Below are 15,516 nucleotides of genomic sequence, written 5' to 3' on the forward strand. Positions count from 1 at the left end.
CATGAAGACGCTCGCCGAGCGGCTCAAATTCTCGACCGCCGAAGCGGATCGCCTGCGCCACTGGGCGCTTGCCACCGCCGTCGAACCGAAGACGACCGAGGGCGAACTGGCGAAAAGGCTCTATCGCGGCGACCGGCAGGGGTTTGTCGACCGGCTGCGGCTGTCGCTTGCGGCAGCCAGGGTGCGCGCCGTCGAGGACAATGAGGCACTCCTCGAAGCCGGTGGCTTTTCGCGCCTGCTTGCCTTCGCCGTCAAATGGGAAAAGCCGTTGTTTCCGCTGAAAGGTGCCGATCTCACGGCGCTCGGCGCGACTCCAGGACCGAAACTCGGCGAAATCCTCAGGAATCTCGAGGCGGAATGGGTCGAAGCCGGGTTTGCCCCTGATCGCGACGCGCTCCTCAAGCGCGCCGCCGAAGCCTTGAAGGCCGGGTAGATCAGGCTGCGTCGCGGGTCTTTTCGATGCGCGAGCGGATCGCCTCGATCATCGTCTCGCGGATCACCGTTTCGCCATGCGTCTCGCGCATGTGCTCGACGGCACGGCGCATGACCTCGGCCTCCTCGTCGGCACGCGTGTGCCAGTCACAGCCGGGCACGAGCGACCCGCAGTGAAATTCCTTCATGAGATTTCTCCTTTTCCTCCGTGAAGCCTGGTCGAGGCTCCGGTACTTTTTTTGGCTCATGGTCCAGTTCCAGGGTTTAATCCGCGGACCGCGAGCGGGTGAGAAGCATAACACAGATGGGGCGGCATTGGTTGCGGTCAACGGCAAACAGGCGGAGCAGCGCTGCTCCGCCCTCTTAACACTATCCCGAAACAGGACCGGACATCGTCTCATCCTGCTCTGGCGGGCAAGCCATCATTTTGCGGCCTTGACGGCCTCGGCGACCTTGTTCTTGCCCTTCATATCCCATGAGACACGGACTTTTTCACCGACCTGCAGGCCAGGATCCTTGAAGGTCTTGGGAAGCGTAAAAGACGATCCATCGTCGAGGACCAGACTCATGGCCGTTGCGTCAAAGGTCTTGATCGTTCCGGTGGTGTGCTTGACGGCGGCGAATGCCACCGAACCGGAAGCGAGAAGGGCAGCGGCGGCCGCCGAAACAATGATCTTGCGCATTGCGAAGTACTCCTGGAAGTAGGGCATCCCTCTCAATGAGGTGCCCCGCGTCGTCTGGGCCGTCCGGTCGCGTCGGGTCGCGGCTCGCTTTGTCTGACGCAATTCCGGTCGGAAAGCCGTTTCGCACTTTCCTGGAATTGCGCGCAGGCGAACCGCCGGCGCTTCCCGACCCGGCCCCACAAATAGGCCAGTCTTTTCAACGGCCTATTAGACGAAAAAGAAATTTTTCGCCGCACCGTGTGCCACATTCCATGCCCATTTCGAGCGAATGGGACATCAATGCGACTCACGCCGCGCTCACCATTTTGTTACGGCCAGCGGACCTCGGGCGGCAGGCTGGAGAGAATGGACGCTACATTGCCGCCGGTCTTCAGTCCGAAGATGGTGCCGCGATCGTGAAGCAGATTGAATTCGACATAGCGGCCGCGGCGGATGAGCTGTTCGTCACGGTCGCCATCGGTCCAGTTCTCGTTGAAGTTGGCGCGCACGAGGTGACCGTAGACGACGAGAAAGGAGCGGCCGACATCCTGGACGAAGTTGAAATCGGCATTCCAGCCGCCTTTGTCCTCCCCCGAATGCAGCCAGTCGAAGAAGATGCCGCCGGTGCCGCGCGGCTCGTTGCGGTGCGACAGATAGAAGTACTCGTCGCACCAGGCCTTGAATTTCGGGTAATCGGCGACCGCGGCATTCTTCTCGCAAGCGAATTGCATGGCGCGATGGAAGGCGAGAGTATCAGGGTCGTCCTGGGTGCGGCGGCGATCGAGCACCGGTGTCAGATCGGCGCCGCCGCCGAACCATTGGCGCGATGTTACCACCATGCGCGTGTTCATGTGCACGGCCGGAACGTTGGGATTCCACGGGTGCGCGATCAGCGAAATGCCGGATGCCCAGAAGCGTGGGTCTTCCTCGGCACCGGGCATCTGCTTCCTGAATTCGGGCGAGAACTCGCCATGGACGGTCGAAGTGTGGACGCCGACCTTTTCGAAGACGCGGCCGTGCATCATCGACATGGTGCCGCCGCCGCCGCGCCCCTCGTCACGTTCCCATGGCGTCTTCTCGAAGCGGCCGGGCGACCACGAGGCCAGCGGCCCGCCAAGGTCCTGCTCGATCTGCTCGAAGGTGGCGCAGATGCGTTCGCGCAGGGCCTCGAACCACAGCCGTGCCTTCATCTTCTTTTGTTCGATGTCGGCGGGCAGGCCTGCCGGTATTTCTGGTCGTTCCAAGTGCCGTCTCCGGTTGGGGCGGCGAGTCCCACAAATGACTCGTCTTTTGCCGGCGCGATCCCTAATCTCTTAAGGGCAAGGGTCAAGTCACTTTGGTTTTGCGCATGATCCTTTCCGAAACTCGATACCGATTTCGGGTCATGCGCCAGGTGCAAGGAGTTGTTTCGTGCGCACCCCGGCAAGACCGCCGCTGGATGGCCTGAAGAGAAGGCTTGACCAAAGCCGTGCCGAGCGCGTGCGTATGCCGCGTGACGGTTTCCTGCGCGAGACCTTCGTGCTGCCGCGCTCCGATGCGCGGCTCAAGGCCAAGGAATGGTTCGAGCGCTTTCCCAAGCAGGCCTACTGGACCGAAATCGAAAGCTGGTTCGAGCGGCCGGGCGACCTGATCGAGTTCACCATCAGGCGGTTGCCGGCAGCTGATTGAAGCGCGGCTTGCTCAGCCGGCCACCAGCCGCCTAGCGCCTGTGCCTTCTCTCGCCAGCCGGTCGCCCTTGTTGCGCAGCGGGCATTTGTCGATCGACATGCAGCCGCAGCCGATGCAGTCGGTCAGCCCGTCGCGCAGTTTCTTCAACTGGGCGATCTTGTGATCGAGCCCGTCGCGCCAGGCGGTCGACAAAACGTTCCAGTCATCGCGCGTTGGCGTGCGGCCTTCTGGCAGCGATGCCAGGGCTTCACCGATCTCGGCCAGCGAGATGCCGACCTCCTGCGCCACCTTGATGATCGCCACACGTCGCAGCACGTCGCGGCCGTAGCGGCGCTGGTTGCCCGACGTACGGTGGCTGCGGATCAGGCCGCGGGCCTCGTAGAAATGCAATGCCGATACCGCCACCCCGCTGCGCATGGCGACCTGGCCGACCGTCAATTCCGTTATAGGCGCCATGTCTGATTTTCCGCCCCAATTTTTCCGCTTGACCTCAAGTTAAGTTGAGCTTGTAGCGAAGAAACCTTGGATGTGCAAACGAAGGAGAAGGCGATGTGCGCCTGGATCAAGATGACGGGAGATGGAGTGCCGTTATCCGAGTTGCCGGATGGCTTCGCCCGCCGCCATGGCGATGGAAAGCGCGACGTTGATGCTGCGCGCCGTACCCTGCATCGGGATGGTCAGCCGCGCATCCGCCGCCTGATGGACAGGATCCGGCACGCCTGCGGATTCCCGGCCGAACAGGAGTATGTCGCCTTCGGCGAAGATGAAGCTGGTGTAGGCCGTCGTGGCTTTGGTCGACAGCAGCACCAGCCGGCGCGAACCAGCCTTGCGCCATTCCTCGAAGGCGTGCCAGTCGACATGCCGGGTCAGGGCGGCCATTTCGAGGTAGTCCATGCCGGCGCGCTTGAGCGCTTTGTCGGAGAGCGGAAATCCGGCCGGTTCGATGATGTCGACGCCGAGTCCGAGGCACGCGGCGAAGCGCAGGATTGTTCCGGTGTTGCCGGCAATGTCAGGCTGGTAGAGCGCGATGCGGAGACGACAGTTCATTTCCGCGTCCTTCTAATAAGTGGCGGATCGGCCACAGCGGCCTGGCGGTTTTGGAAATTGCTGGACCTGCGGGTGGCCATTTTCTGCGAAGTCGGGTATACAACCAGCATTGTCAACCCGAACCGATGGAGGGGTAATTCATGATGACCATGCACATCCAGCGCCCCTCTCGTGGGCTTACCTGCCTGCCGGCGGTTTCGGTACGACGATTCTCCTGACTCTCTAAGACTTGATCGCACCGATTCCCGCCGAAACGATTTTTCGGCTCTCGAAGGAATCCTGCGATGTTTTTCAAAAAGTCAAAAGGGCTGAACGCCCCAGCTGAACCTGTCCGGACCGATGCTTGTCATGTCCAGACCGACGCAATGCGTGCCTCCGGCCGAATGCCGGCGGACGATATTGCTTCGCCTTTTTATCTCGATTTTCACACGGAGGACGGACCGATGTTCGATCCCTACAGAATACCTGGCTCGAGGAGCCTGCATATCCACCGACTGCCGACCTGGGCGCTGCTGATCGGCGACACCTATTCGTCGGCGGTTCACGCCGAGGTTCGCCGCCGGCCGCATCGCGGCATGCTGCCGGATGTCGATTTTTCGCGCGCGGTTCCCGATCTGAGCCGGCCTTCGCTGGTGCGCCGGATCATCCGGCTGATCCGGCCGGGCGCGAAAAACCGGGCTGGCGGCACCGTGTCGTCAGGATCGTCTGGCGCAGCTGTCGGCGAAAAGCCCGCGAGCCCCTATATTGCGCGAAGCATGGCCGACGGTCCGGGTGATTCCAGACCGTCGGCCCTTGACGCCATGGGTTCCGGGGATTTCGTACGCTCACGTGCCGCGTAAGCGGCAAACACATTTCACAGGCATAACCTATGTTGTTGTTTAGCTGGTTTGAAAAAAGGCTCGATCCGTTCCCCGCAGCGGAACCGGTCGAGCCGCCCAAGACGCTGGTTGCCTTCTGCCTGCATTATACGCGCGGCGCATGGCCCTATATCCTTTTCGACGCGGTGCTGGTGACGGCCATCGCGATCGCGGAAGTATGGATGTTCGGCTTCCTCGGCCGCATCGTCGACTGGCTGTCGGGACAGAATCGCGAAACCTTCCTGCAGACGGAAGCCTGGAAGCTCGCCGGCATGGCCTTCATCGTGCTGTTCGCGCTGCCGGGCACGGTATGGCTGCATTCGTTTCTCAACCAGCAGACGCTGATGGGCAATTATCCCATGCGCATCCGCTGGCAGGTGCACCGCTATCTGCTCAAGCAGTCGATGAGTTTCTACCAGGACGAGTTCGCCGGCCGCATCGCGACAAAGCTGATGCAGACGGCTCTCGCCGTGCGGGAATGCGTCATCAAGGTGATCGACGTCCTGAACTACGTTATCGTCTATTTCCTCGGCATGCTGCTCATCGTCGGCTCGGCCGACTGGCGGCTGGCCGCGCCGCTCGGCTTCTGGCTGGTCGGCTATATCCTTTTGCTGCGATTTTTCATTCCCCGGCTGGGCAAGGTCGGCGAGGAGCAGGCCAATGCGCGCTCGATCATGACGGGCCGGGTCGTTGACAGCTACTCCAACATCCAGACGGTCAAGCTGTTCAGCCATGCACGCCGCGAAGCGTCATTCGCCAAAGACGGCATGTCCGGCTTTCTCGAAACGGTCTACCGGTCGATGCGGCTGGTGACAGTGCTTTTCGGCTCGCTCTACATACTGAACGCGCTGCTCTTGTTCTCGGTGACCGCGATGGCGCTGTGGCTGTGGCTGGGGCAAGCCGTGACGATCGGCGCGGTCGCCGTGGTCATCGGCCTTGTGCTCAGGATGTGGGGCATGTCGCAATGGATCATGTGGGAAATGTCGGGCCTGTTCGAAAACATCGGCACGGTGCAGGACGGCATCGCCTCGATCTCGCTGCCGCGCCTTGTCGAGGACAGGCCGGACGCGAAGGAGATCAGCGTTTCCAGGGGTGAGATCCGCTTCGAGGACATTCGCTTCCACTACGGCAAGCAGAAGGGTGTGATCGAAGGCTTGTCGCTGGCGGTGAAGCCGGGCGAAAAGGTCGGCATCGTCGGCCGTTCCGGCGCCGGCAAGTCGACGCTGGTCAACCTGTTGCTGCGCTTCTATGACCTCGAAGCCGGCCGGATTCTGATCGATGGCCAGGAGATCGCCGGTGTGAAGCAGGATTCGCTGCGTGCGCAGATCGGCATGGTCACGCAGGACACCTCGCTGCTGCATCGTTCGGTGCGCGAGAACATCCTCTATGGCCGGCCCGATGCCTCGGAAGAGCTGCTTGTCGAGGCGGCGCGGCGCGCCGAGGCGCTGGACTTCATATCAGGGCTTTCGGATGCCGGCGGCCGCAAGGGCTTCGATGCCCATGTCGGCGACCGCGGCGTCAAATTGTCCGGTGGCCAGCGGCAACGCGTCGCCATTGCGCGCGTTATGTTGAAGGACGCACCTATACTTATCCTTGACGAAGCGACCTCGGCGCTTGATTCCGAAGCCGAGGCGGCGATCCAGGAGAATCTCTACAGGCTCATGCAAGGCAAAACCGTCATCGCCATAGCGCACCGGCTCTCGACCATCGCGGCGATGGACAGGCTGGTGGTGATGGACAAGGGTCGTGTCATCGAGGAAGGTTCGCACGAGGAACTCGTCGCCCGCGGCGGGCTCTACGCGCAGCTCTGGCAGCGCCAGTCGGGCGGGTTCCTGCTTGAGGACGGTCCCGCCGACCCCGCCAACGATGCACTTGCAAAGGGGCAAGCCGCAGAATGATGGCCGCCGCATGATGACAGCCGTCTATCGCTGGTTCGAGAACTGGGTCTATCCGTTCAGGGAGCCAGCGAATCTTCGGCCACCGACCAGCGTCGGCGGTTTCCTCTGGCACTATGTCGGCCAGGCGAAGTTCGCCTTCTTCGCCATGCTGGTCATCGGCGGCATCGCGCCGCTGGTCGAGGCCGGCCTGTTCTACTTCGTCGGGCGGCTGGTCGATATTCTCGACCAGCTTCCCGCCGAGCGCAGCTGGCACGCACTGTGGGCCGCCGCCGGCCCTGAACTGGTTTTCATGGCCGTGGTGGTGCTGGTCATCCGCACCGTCGTCGTTGGCCTTTCTGCCCTGGTCGACGAACAGACGATCACACCGGGCTTCTACAATCTGGTGCGCTGGCAGGCGCACCGGCATGTCTCGCGCCAGTCCTACGCCTTCTTCCAGAACGATTTCGCCGGCCGCATCGCGACAAAGGTCTGGCAGGCGGGGCAAGCCACCGGCGACCTGATGGAAAGCTTCATCGAGGTCGTCTGGTTCATGATCGTCTACACGGTGACGACGCTGGCGCTGGTCGCAGGCCTCGATCTCAGGCTGGCGGTGCTGGTGGTGATCTGGATTTCCGCTTTCGCTTGGCTGGCCAAGCTCTACTTGCCGGCAATCCGCAAGCATGCCGAGGAAACCGCCGAGGCCGGCTCGATGATCACCGGTCGCATCGTCGATTCCTATTCCAACGTGCAGACGCTGAAACTGTTCTCGGCCGACGGCGACGACCGCTACATCAGGAACGGTTTCGACATCTACCTCGACGCATTGCGCCCGTTCACCCGCCGGCTGACCGGCGTGCGCATGGCGCTGACGACGCTGTCGGGCATCATGATCACGGCAATCGGCTGCTTTGCCGTCTATCTCTGGGTCGAGGGCTCGATCACCGTCGGCGCGGTCGCCTTCACCCTGTCGCTGGTGCTGCGGCTCAACATGCTGCTCGGCCGGCTGATGATGCAGCTCAACAGCATCTTGCGAAACCTCGGCGTGCTGGAGAACTCCAAGGCGCTGATTTCGCAGCCGCTCGGCCTCACCGACGCGCCCGACGCCAAGGAACTCGTGGTGGCAGGCGGGCGTATCGAGGTGAACAACGTCGAGTTCCATTACGGCAAGGGGTTCGGCGTGCTGAACGGCATCGACCTTGTCGTCAAGCCGGGCGAGAAGGTCGGGCTGGTCGGGCCGTCCGGGGCCGGCAAGACGACGCTCGCGAACCTGATCCTGCGGCTCTACGATCTGGAGAGCGGGTCGATCACCATCGATGGCCAGGATGTCGCCAAAGTCACGCAGAATTCGCTGCGCGCCAATATCGGCGTCGTCAGCCAGGACACGGCGCTGTTCCACCGTTCGCTGCGCGACAACATCAAGCTCGGCATGCCTGACGCGACCGACGCGGAGGTGATCGCTGCGGCGAAAAAGGCCGAGGCGCACGAGTTCATCCTGACCTTGCGCGACAACAGGGACCGCGCCGGCTACGAGGCCTTTGTCGGCGAGCGCGGCGTCAAATTGTCGGGCGGCCAGCGCCAGCGCGTGGCGATCGCCCGCGTCTTCCTCAAGGATGCGCCGATCCTGATTCTCGACGAAGCGACCTCGGCGCTCGATTCCGACATCGAGGCGGCGATCCAGGAAAATCTGACGCGGCTGATGGAAAACAAGACGGTCATCGCCATCGCCCACCGGCTGTCGACGATCGCGGCACTCGACCGACTGGTGGTGCTCGACGGCGGCCGCATCGTCGAACAGGGCACGCATGACGAGTTGGTATCTCTCGATGGGCTCTATGCGCGGCTGTGGAAGCGGCAGTCCGGCGGTTTTCTCTATCACGAGGACAGCGTGCTCGAAGAGACACGCCCGGCGGAGTAGCTCCATGGGTGGATCAACAGGCGCCATCTCAGAGGTCGGCTACGTGCTCAAGCGGCTCCGACCGACCATGCCGGCCTTCGACACGCTGAAGGAAGAGAGCCGGCTGGAAGGCTACTGGATGCTGGTGCGCCTGGCGGATGGCTGGGCAAGTGGCCGCAACAAGTTCCTGAAACGCGGCGAGGCGCTGTACGGAGCCTGGGATGGAAGGGAACTCGCCGGCGTGTGCGGGTTGAACATCGATCCCTATTTCGAGGCCAGGGACCACGGCCGGGTCCGGCACCTGTTCGTCAGTGCGCGTCACCGTCGCGCCGGCCTTGGCCGGATGCTGATCGAAACCGTTATCGACAGGGCACGTCACCATTTCGCCGCGCTGAACACCCGCGCGCCGCAAGAGGCTTTTGGTTTTTACGCACGGCTTGGATTTACGCACGTGGAAGGCGAAGAATTCGTCACTCACCGCATGGTTTTCGCGAAAGGAGACTGAAATGTCCTTGCGTCCGCCATCTCATCTTGCCGGCGGCTCGGCCGCTGAAGCCGCCTTCGACGCGCTCGGCCATGAAATATTGGCGGAAAAGGCGGCAGCACTTGGCCGCGCCGGCCAGCGGGTAGAGGAAACGCTGGCCAGGCTGCGCGACAATGCCGACGAGCAACTGCGCCCCCGGCTGCTCAAGGATGCCGCCGAGGCGGTGCATGGCTATTTCATCCAGCGCGAGCTGTGCGGCTTGCGCAAGCACGATGCCGTCATTCGTGAATACAACATCCCGAAAGCGGTGCTGGCCAGGCTCGGCGCGAAATAGGGGTCACTCCAGCCATTCGGTGATGAAGCTGCCGTTTTCATGGATGTCGGTCGTTTCCAGCGGGCCTGGGCCGAGATTAGTGAATTTGTGCGGCGTGTTGGGCGGCACGATCAGGATCTGGCCGGCGGATGCCTCGATCTCCTGGTCGCCGACAGTGAACAGGCCGGTGCCCTGGCGGATGATGAAGATCTCCGCGTAGGGATGCGTGTGCAGGCGGGGGCCGCCGCCGACGCCAGGCAAATAGTTGAAGATCAGGCAGGAGTTGGAGCCGTAGGCGCCACATTGCAATTCGCCCTTCCAATGGTCGGAGCGAACAGACCAGGTGTCGCGGTCTATGACGTGTGCCATGATGGCAAGGATAGACCCGGCTGGCGCCTTGTGTCGAGCCGAACAGGGGCGTCGGATTTGCGGTTGTTTCCCGGTTGTTTAGCGATGTTTGGCGGCTATCCGGCGTCGCGTTGAGCGGTGGCGGATTTTGTCCCCGCGACAATCTGCCCTTGTGCCTTCACCCGTCTGGACAAAAACGGGCTTCACGCATAAACCGAAGTCCAAATGCCGGAGGAATTCGCAAGCCTGTTCGCCATGCGCTGTCGGGTTGGCGTAATTGAGCGGGGAACAAGGCTCAGCCACCGGCACGGAAGAGGCGAAAGGATCAGGCACCCGTGAGCGCAACCGACACCCAGGATCCCAACCGTCGTGATTTTCTCTACGTCGCCACCGGCATGGCCGCAGTGGTCGGCGCGGGTGCCTTCGCGTGGCCGTTCATCGACCAGATGCGCCCCGATGCCTCGACGCTGGCGCTCGCTTCCGTCGAAGTCGACGTCGCCTCGCTGACGCCGGGCATGTCGCTGATCGTCAAATGGCGCGGCAAGCCGGTCGTGGTCCGCAACCGCACCGAACAGGAAATGAAGGACGGCGAGGCCGTCAAGCTGGCCGATCTCAAGGACCCGATCGCCCGCAACGCCAATCTGCCGGCCGATGCACCGGCGACCGACGCCAACCGCACCACACCCGGCAAGGAAGCCTGGATGGTGATGGTTCAGGTCTGCACCCATCTCGGCTGCATTCCGCTCGGCCAGGAAGGCGATTTCGGCGGCTGGTTCTGCCCATGCCACGGCTCGGTCTACGACACGGCCGGACGCATCCGCCAAGGCCCGGCGCCTGAGAACATGGCGGTGCCGGTATTCAAGTTCATTTCCGATACCAAGATCCTTATCGGTTGAGGCAGGGGACATTTCGATGAGCGAGGGACACTCGACCTATACGCCCAAAACCGGTCTCGGACGCTGGTTCGACGCCCGCATGCCGCTGCCGCGGCTGGTCTATGACAGCTTCGTCGCCTATCCGGTGCCGCGCAACCTCAACTACGCTTGGACGTTTGGCGGCATCCTGTCGATCATGCTGGTGGCGCAGATGCTGACCGGCATCGTGCTGGCCATGCACTACACGGCCGACACCAATCTCGCCTTCGGCTCGGTCGAGAAGATCATGCGCGACGTGAATTCGGGGTGGCTGCTGCGCTACATGCATTCGAACGGCGCCTCGTTCTTCTTCGTCGCCGTCTACATCCACATCTTCCGTGGCCTCTATTACGGCTCCTACAAGGCGCCGCGCGAGCTGCTGTGGATCCTCGGCTGCATCATCTATCTCCTGATGATGGCGACCGGCTTCATGGGCTACGTGCTGCCATGGGGCCAGATGAGCTTCTGGGGTGCCACCGTCATCACGGGTTTCTTCAGCGCCATTCCGCTGGTCGGCGACTGGATCCAGCAGCTGCTGCTCGGCGGCTTTGCCGTCGACAACCCGACGCTGAACCGCTTCTTTGCGCTGCACTATCTGTTGCCGTTCATGATTGCCGGCGTCGTCGTTTTGCACATCTGGGCGCTGCATGTCGTGGGCCAGTCGAATCCGACGGGTATCGAGGTCAAGTCGAAGACCGACACTGTCGCCTTCACCCCCTACGCGACCATCAAGGACGCGTTCGGCATGATCGTGTTCCTGTTCTTCTTCGCCTATTTCGTCTTCTACCTGCCGAACTATCTCGGCCATCCCGACAACTACATCGTCGCCAACCCGCTGAAGACGCCGGCCCACATCGTGCCCGAATGGTACTTCCTCCCGTTCTACGCGATCCTGCGCGCCATCACCTTCAATGTCGGGCCGATCAACTCCAAGCTCGGCGGCGTGCTGTGCATGTTCGGCGCCATCGTCATGTTGTTCCTGGTGCCGTGGCTCGACACTTCGAAGGTACGCTCTGCCGTTTACCGGCCCTGGTACAAGCTGTTCTTCTGGCTGTTCGTGGCCGATGCCATCCTGCTTGGCTGGCTGGGCTCGCAGCCGGCCGAAGGCAGCTATGTGTTCATGGCGCAGATGGCGACATTGTTCTACTTCGCCTTCTTCCTGATCGCGCTGCCGGTGCTCGGCCTGATCGAGACGCCGCGACGGCTGCCGAACTCGATCACCGAGGCGGTCCTCGAGAAGAACAAGGGCGGCAGCGGACATCCGGCGGGCGCTACGGCGGCGCCGGAAACCAAAGGCTGAGCGGGTAGAGAATCTAAGGGGATTTGGCATGAAAAAGATTCTCACCTCGCTGGCGCTGGTCGGCCTCGTGGCCGTCGGCATCGGGTCGGCGGGCACTTGGGCGATCGCCGCCGAAGAGGCGCACAACGCCGCCGCGCCGACGCATTTCCCGATCGACGAGCCGAAGGAAATGGACTGGAGTTTCACCGGCCCGTTCGGTACCTATGACAAGGCGCAGCTGCAGCGCGGCCTCAAGGTCTACAAGGAAGTCTGCTCGGCCTGCCATTCGATGAACATGGTGGCGTTCCGCACGCTGTCGGACCTCGGCTATTCCGATGCGCAGATCAAGACGCTGTCGGCCGAGTACACGATCCATGACGGTCCCAACGATGCCGGCGACATGTTCGACCGTCCCGGCAAGCCGTCCGACCACTTCCCGCCACCGTTCGCAAACGACGAAGCGGCCGCCGCTTCCAATGGTGGTGCTGCTCCGCCCGACATGTCGCTGCTGGCCAAGGCGCGCGGCGTCGAGCGCGGTTTTCCGCAATTCGTCTTCGACATCTTCACTCAGTATGACGCGGGCGGGCCCGACTATATCCACTCGCTGCTGACAGGCTATAACGAGACACCGCCTGCCGGCATGGTTATCCCGGAAGGCACCCACTACAACCCTTATTTCATGTCGGGCGTGTCGCTGAAGATGCCCAACCCGCTGTCCGACGGCCAGGTGACCTATGATGACGGCGCGCCGCAGACAGTCGACCAGTACTCCCGCGACGTTTCCGCCTTCCTGATGTGGGCGGCCGAGCCGCATATGGAAGACCGCAAGAAGACCGGTTTTCGCGTGCTGGTGTTCCTGCTTCTGTTCGGCGCTCTGGTCTATCTCACCAAGCGCAAGGTGTGGGAAGGCGTGGCGCATTGAGCCACACAATCAAGTGATCGCGAAGGGCGCCGAGAGGCGCCCTTTTGCATTTCCGGAGGCTGGTCATGTCACATGGCCGTCACCGCATCCGGCGATCCTGTGCTGCTCTCATCAAAGGATCGCATTCATGAAAAGATACGCATCGCTCGCGGCAGGCCTGTTGCTGCTCATCGTGGGCTCGGCCGCGCAAGCGGAAGACGCCCAGCCCTTCATCACCAACAAGGATGTCGACCTGACGATGATCCTGCCGCCGCCGCCGGCAAACGATTCGGCACAAACCAAGGCCGAACTCGGCGAGGTGCTGACTTTGCAGGTCACGCGCACCCCGGAGATGGTCGCCAGCGCGGTGGCCGATGCCGAGGAGAATGTCTGGCGCTTTGCCGACGTGATGGGGCCGAAATTCAACAAGGAAACGCTGCCGAAATTCAGCGCCTTCTTCGATCGCGTGGTGGCTACCGAAGGCGCTGTCGTCGATCCCGCCAAGGATGTCTGGAAGCGCCCGCGCCCGCATCAGCTCAGCGATCTCGTCAAGCCTGCGGTCAAGCTGTCGAGCTCCGGTTCCTGGCCTTCCGGACACGCCACCGTCGGCACGATGATGGGCATCATTCTGTCCGACATGGTTCCGGAAAAGCGCGCCGAGATCATGGCACGCGCGAGCAAATACGCTCACAACCGCGTGGTTGGCGGCATCCATTTTGCGTCCGATGTCGAGATGGGCAGGATTTCCGGCAGCGTCATTGCCGCAGTCCTGCTCAACCGGGACGACTTCAAGGCTGAATATGAAGTGGCCAGGGCCGAGCTTCGTTCCGATCTCGGCATGTAATCCTCGTCAGCCGGATTTAGACGGGAAGGGGCGCTTAAGGCGCTCCTTTCTTGTCTGCGCCATTGCTTAGGCGGAAGTTCGGCAATTAGTCCGTTGGCATGGCGGCATGAGGTTGATATTCGACGCATCGAACGGTGGCGAGAAGCTCGTCCCGCCATGGCTTTTGGATTTCGATGATGCGGCTCAGCGACTGTCACAACTTTTCCGATTTCCGGCTGATGGCACAGCAGCGGCTGCCCGGGCCGATCTTCAATTACATTGACGGCGCGGCTGACGATGAGGTCACCTACCGCCGCAACGCCGCAAGCTTCGAGACCTGTGACCTGGTTCCCAACGTGCTGCGCGGAGTGAGCGAGGTCGACATGTCGGTGACGGTCATGGGCCAGAAGCTGGCGATGCCGTTCTATTGCTCGCCGACCGCCTTGCAGCGCCTGTTCCACCATCAGGGCGAGCGCGCGGTCGCCAAGGCCGCAGCCAAGTATGGCACCATGTTCGGCGTCTCGTCGCTTGGCACCGTCAGCCTCGAGGAGGCGCGCAGCATCAGCAGCAGTCCGCAGGTCTACCAGTTCTATTTCCATCGGGACCGCGGTCTTAACCGGGCGATGATGCAGCGGGCAAAGCAGGTCGGCGTCGAGGTGATGATGCTGACCGTCGACAGCATCACCGGAGGAAATCGCGAGCGCGACAAACGCACCGGCTTTGCCATTCCCTTCAAGCTCAACCTTGCCGGTATGGCGCAGTTCGCGCTCAAGCCGGCCTGGGCGATCAATTATTTCACGCATGAGGGGTTCAAGCTGCCGCAGCTCGACGAGCATGTCGACATGGGCGGCGGCACGATGTCGATCAGCCGCTACTTCACCGAGATGCTAGACCCGTCGATGACGTGGGACGATGTCGCTGAGATGGTCAAGCTTTGGTCGGGTCCGTTCTGTCTCAAGGGCGTTATGTCGGTAGAGGACGCAAGACGCGCCGTCGACATCGGCTGCAGCGGCATCGTGCTGTCGAACCATGGCGGGCGGCAGCTGGATGGCTCGCGGGCGGCGTTCGACCAGCTTGCCGAGATCGTCGATGCCGTTGGCGACAGGATCGATGTCATCATGGATGGCGGCGTGCAGCGCGGCACCCATGTGCTGAAAGCGCTATCGCTCGGTGCCAAGGCCGTCGGCGTCGGACGCTACTATCTGTTCCCGCTCGCGGCGGCGGGCCAGCCCGGCGTCGAACGGGCGCTTGAGCAGATGCGGGTCGAGATCGAACGCGGCATGAAGCTGATGGGCTGCAGTTCGATCGAACAATTGTCGCGCAAGAACCTCCGTTTCAGGTAATCTCGACCCATGAAATCCTCCCTCGAAGACACATTGCTCGCCGCGATCCGTACCATTCCGGACTATCCCAAGCCCGGCATCCTGTTTCGCGACATCACCACGCTGCTCGGCAATGCGCGCGCCTTCCGCCGCGCCATCGACGAACTGGTACATCCCTACGCCGGCCAGAAGATCGATAAGATCGCCGGCATCGAGGCACGCGGGTTCATCCTTGGCGGCGCCGTCGCCCATCAGCTCTCGGCCGGCTTCGTGCCGATCCGCAAGAAAGGCAAGCTGCCCTACGAGACGGTGCGCGTCGCCTATAGCCTGGAATATGGGCTGGACGAGATGGAGATGCACAAGGACGGCGTTGCTCCGGGCGAGAAGGTGATCCTTGTCGACGATCTGATCGCCACCGGCGGCACCGCGGAGGCGGCGGTCAAACTTCTGCGCCAGATCGGCGCCGATATCCTCGCCGCCTGTTTCGTCATCGACCTGCCGGACCTCGGCGGCCGCGCCAAGCTCGAAGCCCTCGGTGTGCCGGTCAGAACGCTGATAGGGTTCGAGGGGCATTAGGTTTCTCCCTCGCCCCGTTTACGGGGAGAGGGAAGCGAAGCGAGCAACGCGAGCGGAGCAGGGTGAGGGGTAAGTACGACCGTCGAGTTTAAGACACCAACGCTGGCGCCGCCCCTCAT

Annotated in this window: 18 protein-coding genes and 1 pseudogene; 13 read left to right on the forward strand and 6 right to left on the reverse strand. The window is 62.3% G+C overall.

Features of this window, described 5'->3' with window-relative positions:
• A pseudogene (locus EOB59_RS18130) lies at positions 1-433 on the forward strand (CCA tRNA nucleotidyltransferase); the annotation flags it as partial.
• Between the two features lies 1 nt (position 434).
• Here the strand turns inward: EOB59_RS18130 and EOB59_RS18135 are convergent.
• The 3 genes from EOB59_RS18135 to hemF form a co-directional block, all read right to left on the reverse strand.
• On the reverse strand, positions 435-620 hold the full coding sequence (locus tag EOB59_RS18135) for a DUF1059 domain-containing protein (RefSeq protein ID WP_013529972.1): 186 nt from the start codon (positions 618-620) through the stop codon (positions 435-437).
• Between the two features lie 234 nt (positions 621-854).
• A complete protein-coding gene (locus tag EOB59_RS18140; RefSeq protein WP_127269427.1) occupies positions 855-1,115 on the reverse strand; it encodes a DUF1344 domain-containing protein in 261 nt (86 codons plus the stop codon).
• Between the two features lie 308 nt (positions 1,116-1,423).
• Positions 1,424-2,338 carry an oxygen-dependent coproporphyrinogen oxidase gene (hemF, locus tag EOB59_RS18145; protein WP_127380582.1) on the reverse strand — a complete coding sequence of 305 codons (915 nt, stop codon included), beginning with the start codon at positions 2,336-2,338 and terminating at the stop codon, positions 1,424-1,426.
• 166 nt (positions 2,339-2,504) lie between these two features.
• Here hemF and EOB59_RS18150 point away from each other — a divergent pair, with 166 nt between their 5' ends.
• Entirely contained in the window at positions 2,505-2,762 is a 258-nt protein-coding gene (locus EOB59_RS18150; protein WP_127269425.1) for a hypothetical protein, read from the forward strand.
• Between the two features lie 12 nt (positions 2,763-2,774).
• On the opposite strand, the gene soxR is transcribed toward EOB59_RS18150, so the two are convergent.
• Together soxR and EOB59_RS18160 are read right to left on the reverse strand one after the other, a co-directional pair.
• Complete coding sequence (gene soxR / locus EOB59_RS18155; RefSeq protein ID WP_128288929.1) at positions 2,775-3,218, reverse strand: redox-sensitive transcriptional activator SoxR; 444 nt, start codon at positions 3,216-3,218, stop codon at positions 2,775-2,777.
• 132 nt (positions 3,219-3,350) lie between these two features.
• Positions 3,351-3,809 (reverse strand): tRNA (cytidine(34)-2'-O)-methyltransferase, encoded by a 459-nt coding sequence (locus EOB59_RS18160; protein WP_128288930.1) that lies wholly within the window; start codon positions 3,807-3,809, stop codon positions 3,351-3,353.
• Positions 3,810-4,252: 443 nt separating this feature from the next.
• Here EOB59_RS18160 and EOB59_RS18165 point away from each other — a divergent pair, with 443 nt between their 5' ends.
• Genes EOB59_RS18165 through EOB59_RS18185 form a run of 5 tightly spaced genes read left to right on the forward strand, consistent with a single transcriptional unit; the run spans position 4,253 to position 9,255 of the window.
• Positions 4,253-4,648, forward strand: a complete 396-nt coding sequence (locus EOB59_RS18165) for a hypothetical protein (protein ID WP_128288931.1) — start codon at positions 4,253-4,255, stop codon at positions 4,646-4,648.
• A gap of 29 nt (positions 4,649-4,677) precedes the next feature.
• The gene (locus EOB59_RS18170; RefSeq protein ID WP_128288932.1) at positions 4,678-6,564 is read left to right on the forward strand and encodes an ABC transporter ATP-binding protein; all 1,887 of its coding nucleotides are present in this window, start codon (positions 4,678-4,680) and stop codon (positions 6,562-6,564) included.
• A 10-nt stretch (positions 6,565-6,574) separates the two neighbouring features.
• Positions 6,575-8,458, forward strand: coding sequence for an ABC transporter ATP-binding protein (locus EOB59_RS18175; protein ID WP_128288933.1), 1,884 nt, complete (start codon positions 6,575-6,577; stop codon positions 8,456-8,458).
• A gap of 4 nt (positions 8,459-8,462) precedes the next feature.
• Positions 8,463-8,942, forward strand: coding sequence for a GNAT family N-acetyltransferase (locus EOB59_RS18180; RefSeq protein WP_128288934.1), 480 nt, complete (start codon positions 8,463-8,465; stop codon positions 8,940-8,942).
• Position 8,943: 1 nt separating this feature from the next.
• A complete protein-coding gene (locus EOB59_RS18185) occupies positions 8,944-9,255 on the forward strand; it encodes a DUF6665 family protein (RefSeq protein ID WP_127326788.1) in 312 nt (103 codons plus the stop codon).
• 3 nt (positions 9,256-9,258) lie between these two features.
• Here EOB59_RS18185 and EOB59_RS18190 read toward each other — a convergent pair whose 3' ends face one another.
• The gene (locus EOB59_RS18190; RefSeq protein ID WP_127270961.1) at positions 9,259-9,603 is read right to left on the reverse strand and encodes a cupin domain-containing protein; all 345 of its coding nucleotides are present in this window, start codon (positions 9,601-9,603) and stop codon (positions 9,259-9,261) included.
• Positions 9,604-9,917: 314 nt separating this feature from the next.
• Between EOB59_RS18190 and petA the strand changes: the two genes are divergently transcribed.
• The 6 genes from petA to EOB59_RS18220 all read left to right on the forward strand — a co-directional run bounded on the left by petA (position 9,918) and on the right by EOB59_RS18220 (position 15,397).
• Positions 9,918-10,478 (forward strand): ubiquinol-cytochrome c reductase iron-sulfur subunit, encoded by a 561-nt coding sequence (petA, locus tag EOB59_RS18195; RefSeq protein ID WP_127270959.1) that lies wholly within the window; start codon positions 9,918-9,920, stop codon positions 10,476-10,478.
• Between the two features lie 16 nt (positions 10,479-10,494).
• A complete protein-coding gene (locus tag EOB59_RS18200) occupies positions 10,495-11,796 on the forward strand; it encodes a cytochrome b N-terminal domain-containing protein (RefSeq protein ID WP_127326789.1) in 1,302 nt (433 codons plus the stop codon).
• A 28-nt stretch (positions 11,797-11,824) separates the two neighbouring features.
• Entirely contained in the window at positions 11,825-12,697 is an 873-nt protein-coding gene (locus EOB59_RS18205) for a cytochrome c1 (RefSeq protein ID WP_127396067.1), read from the forward strand.
• Positions 12,698-12,824: 127 nt separating this feature from the next.
• Positions 12,825-13,520 carry a phosphatase PAP2 family protein gene (locus EOB59_RS18210; protein ID WP_127396068.1) on the forward strand — a complete coding sequence of 232 codons (696 nt, stop codon included), beginning with the start codon at positions 12,825-12,827 and terminating at the stop codon, positions 13,518-13,520.
• A 176-nt stretch (positions 13,521-13,696) separates the two neighbouring features.
• On the forward strand, positions 13,697-14,842 hold the full coding sequence (locus EOB59_RS18215; RefSeq protein WP_164873953.1) for an alpha-hydroxy acid oxidase: 1,146 nt from the start codon (positions 13,697-13,699) through the stop codon (positions 14,840-14,842).
• Between the two features lie 9 nt (positions 14,843-14,851).
• Positions 14,852-15,397, forward strand: a complete 546-nt coding sequence (locus EOB59_RS18220) for an adenine phosphoribosyltransferase (RefSeq protein WP_013529989.1) — start codon at positions 14,852-14,854, stop codon at positions 15,395-15,397.
• The last annotated feature ends 119 nt before the right edge of the window (positions 15,398-15,516 follow it).

This window comes from Mesorhizobium sp. M7A.F.Ca.MR.176.00.0.0, from assembly GCF_004023165.1.
GTDB lineage: Bacteria > Pseudomonadota > Alphaproteobacteria > Rhizobiales > Rhizobiaceae > Mesorhizobium.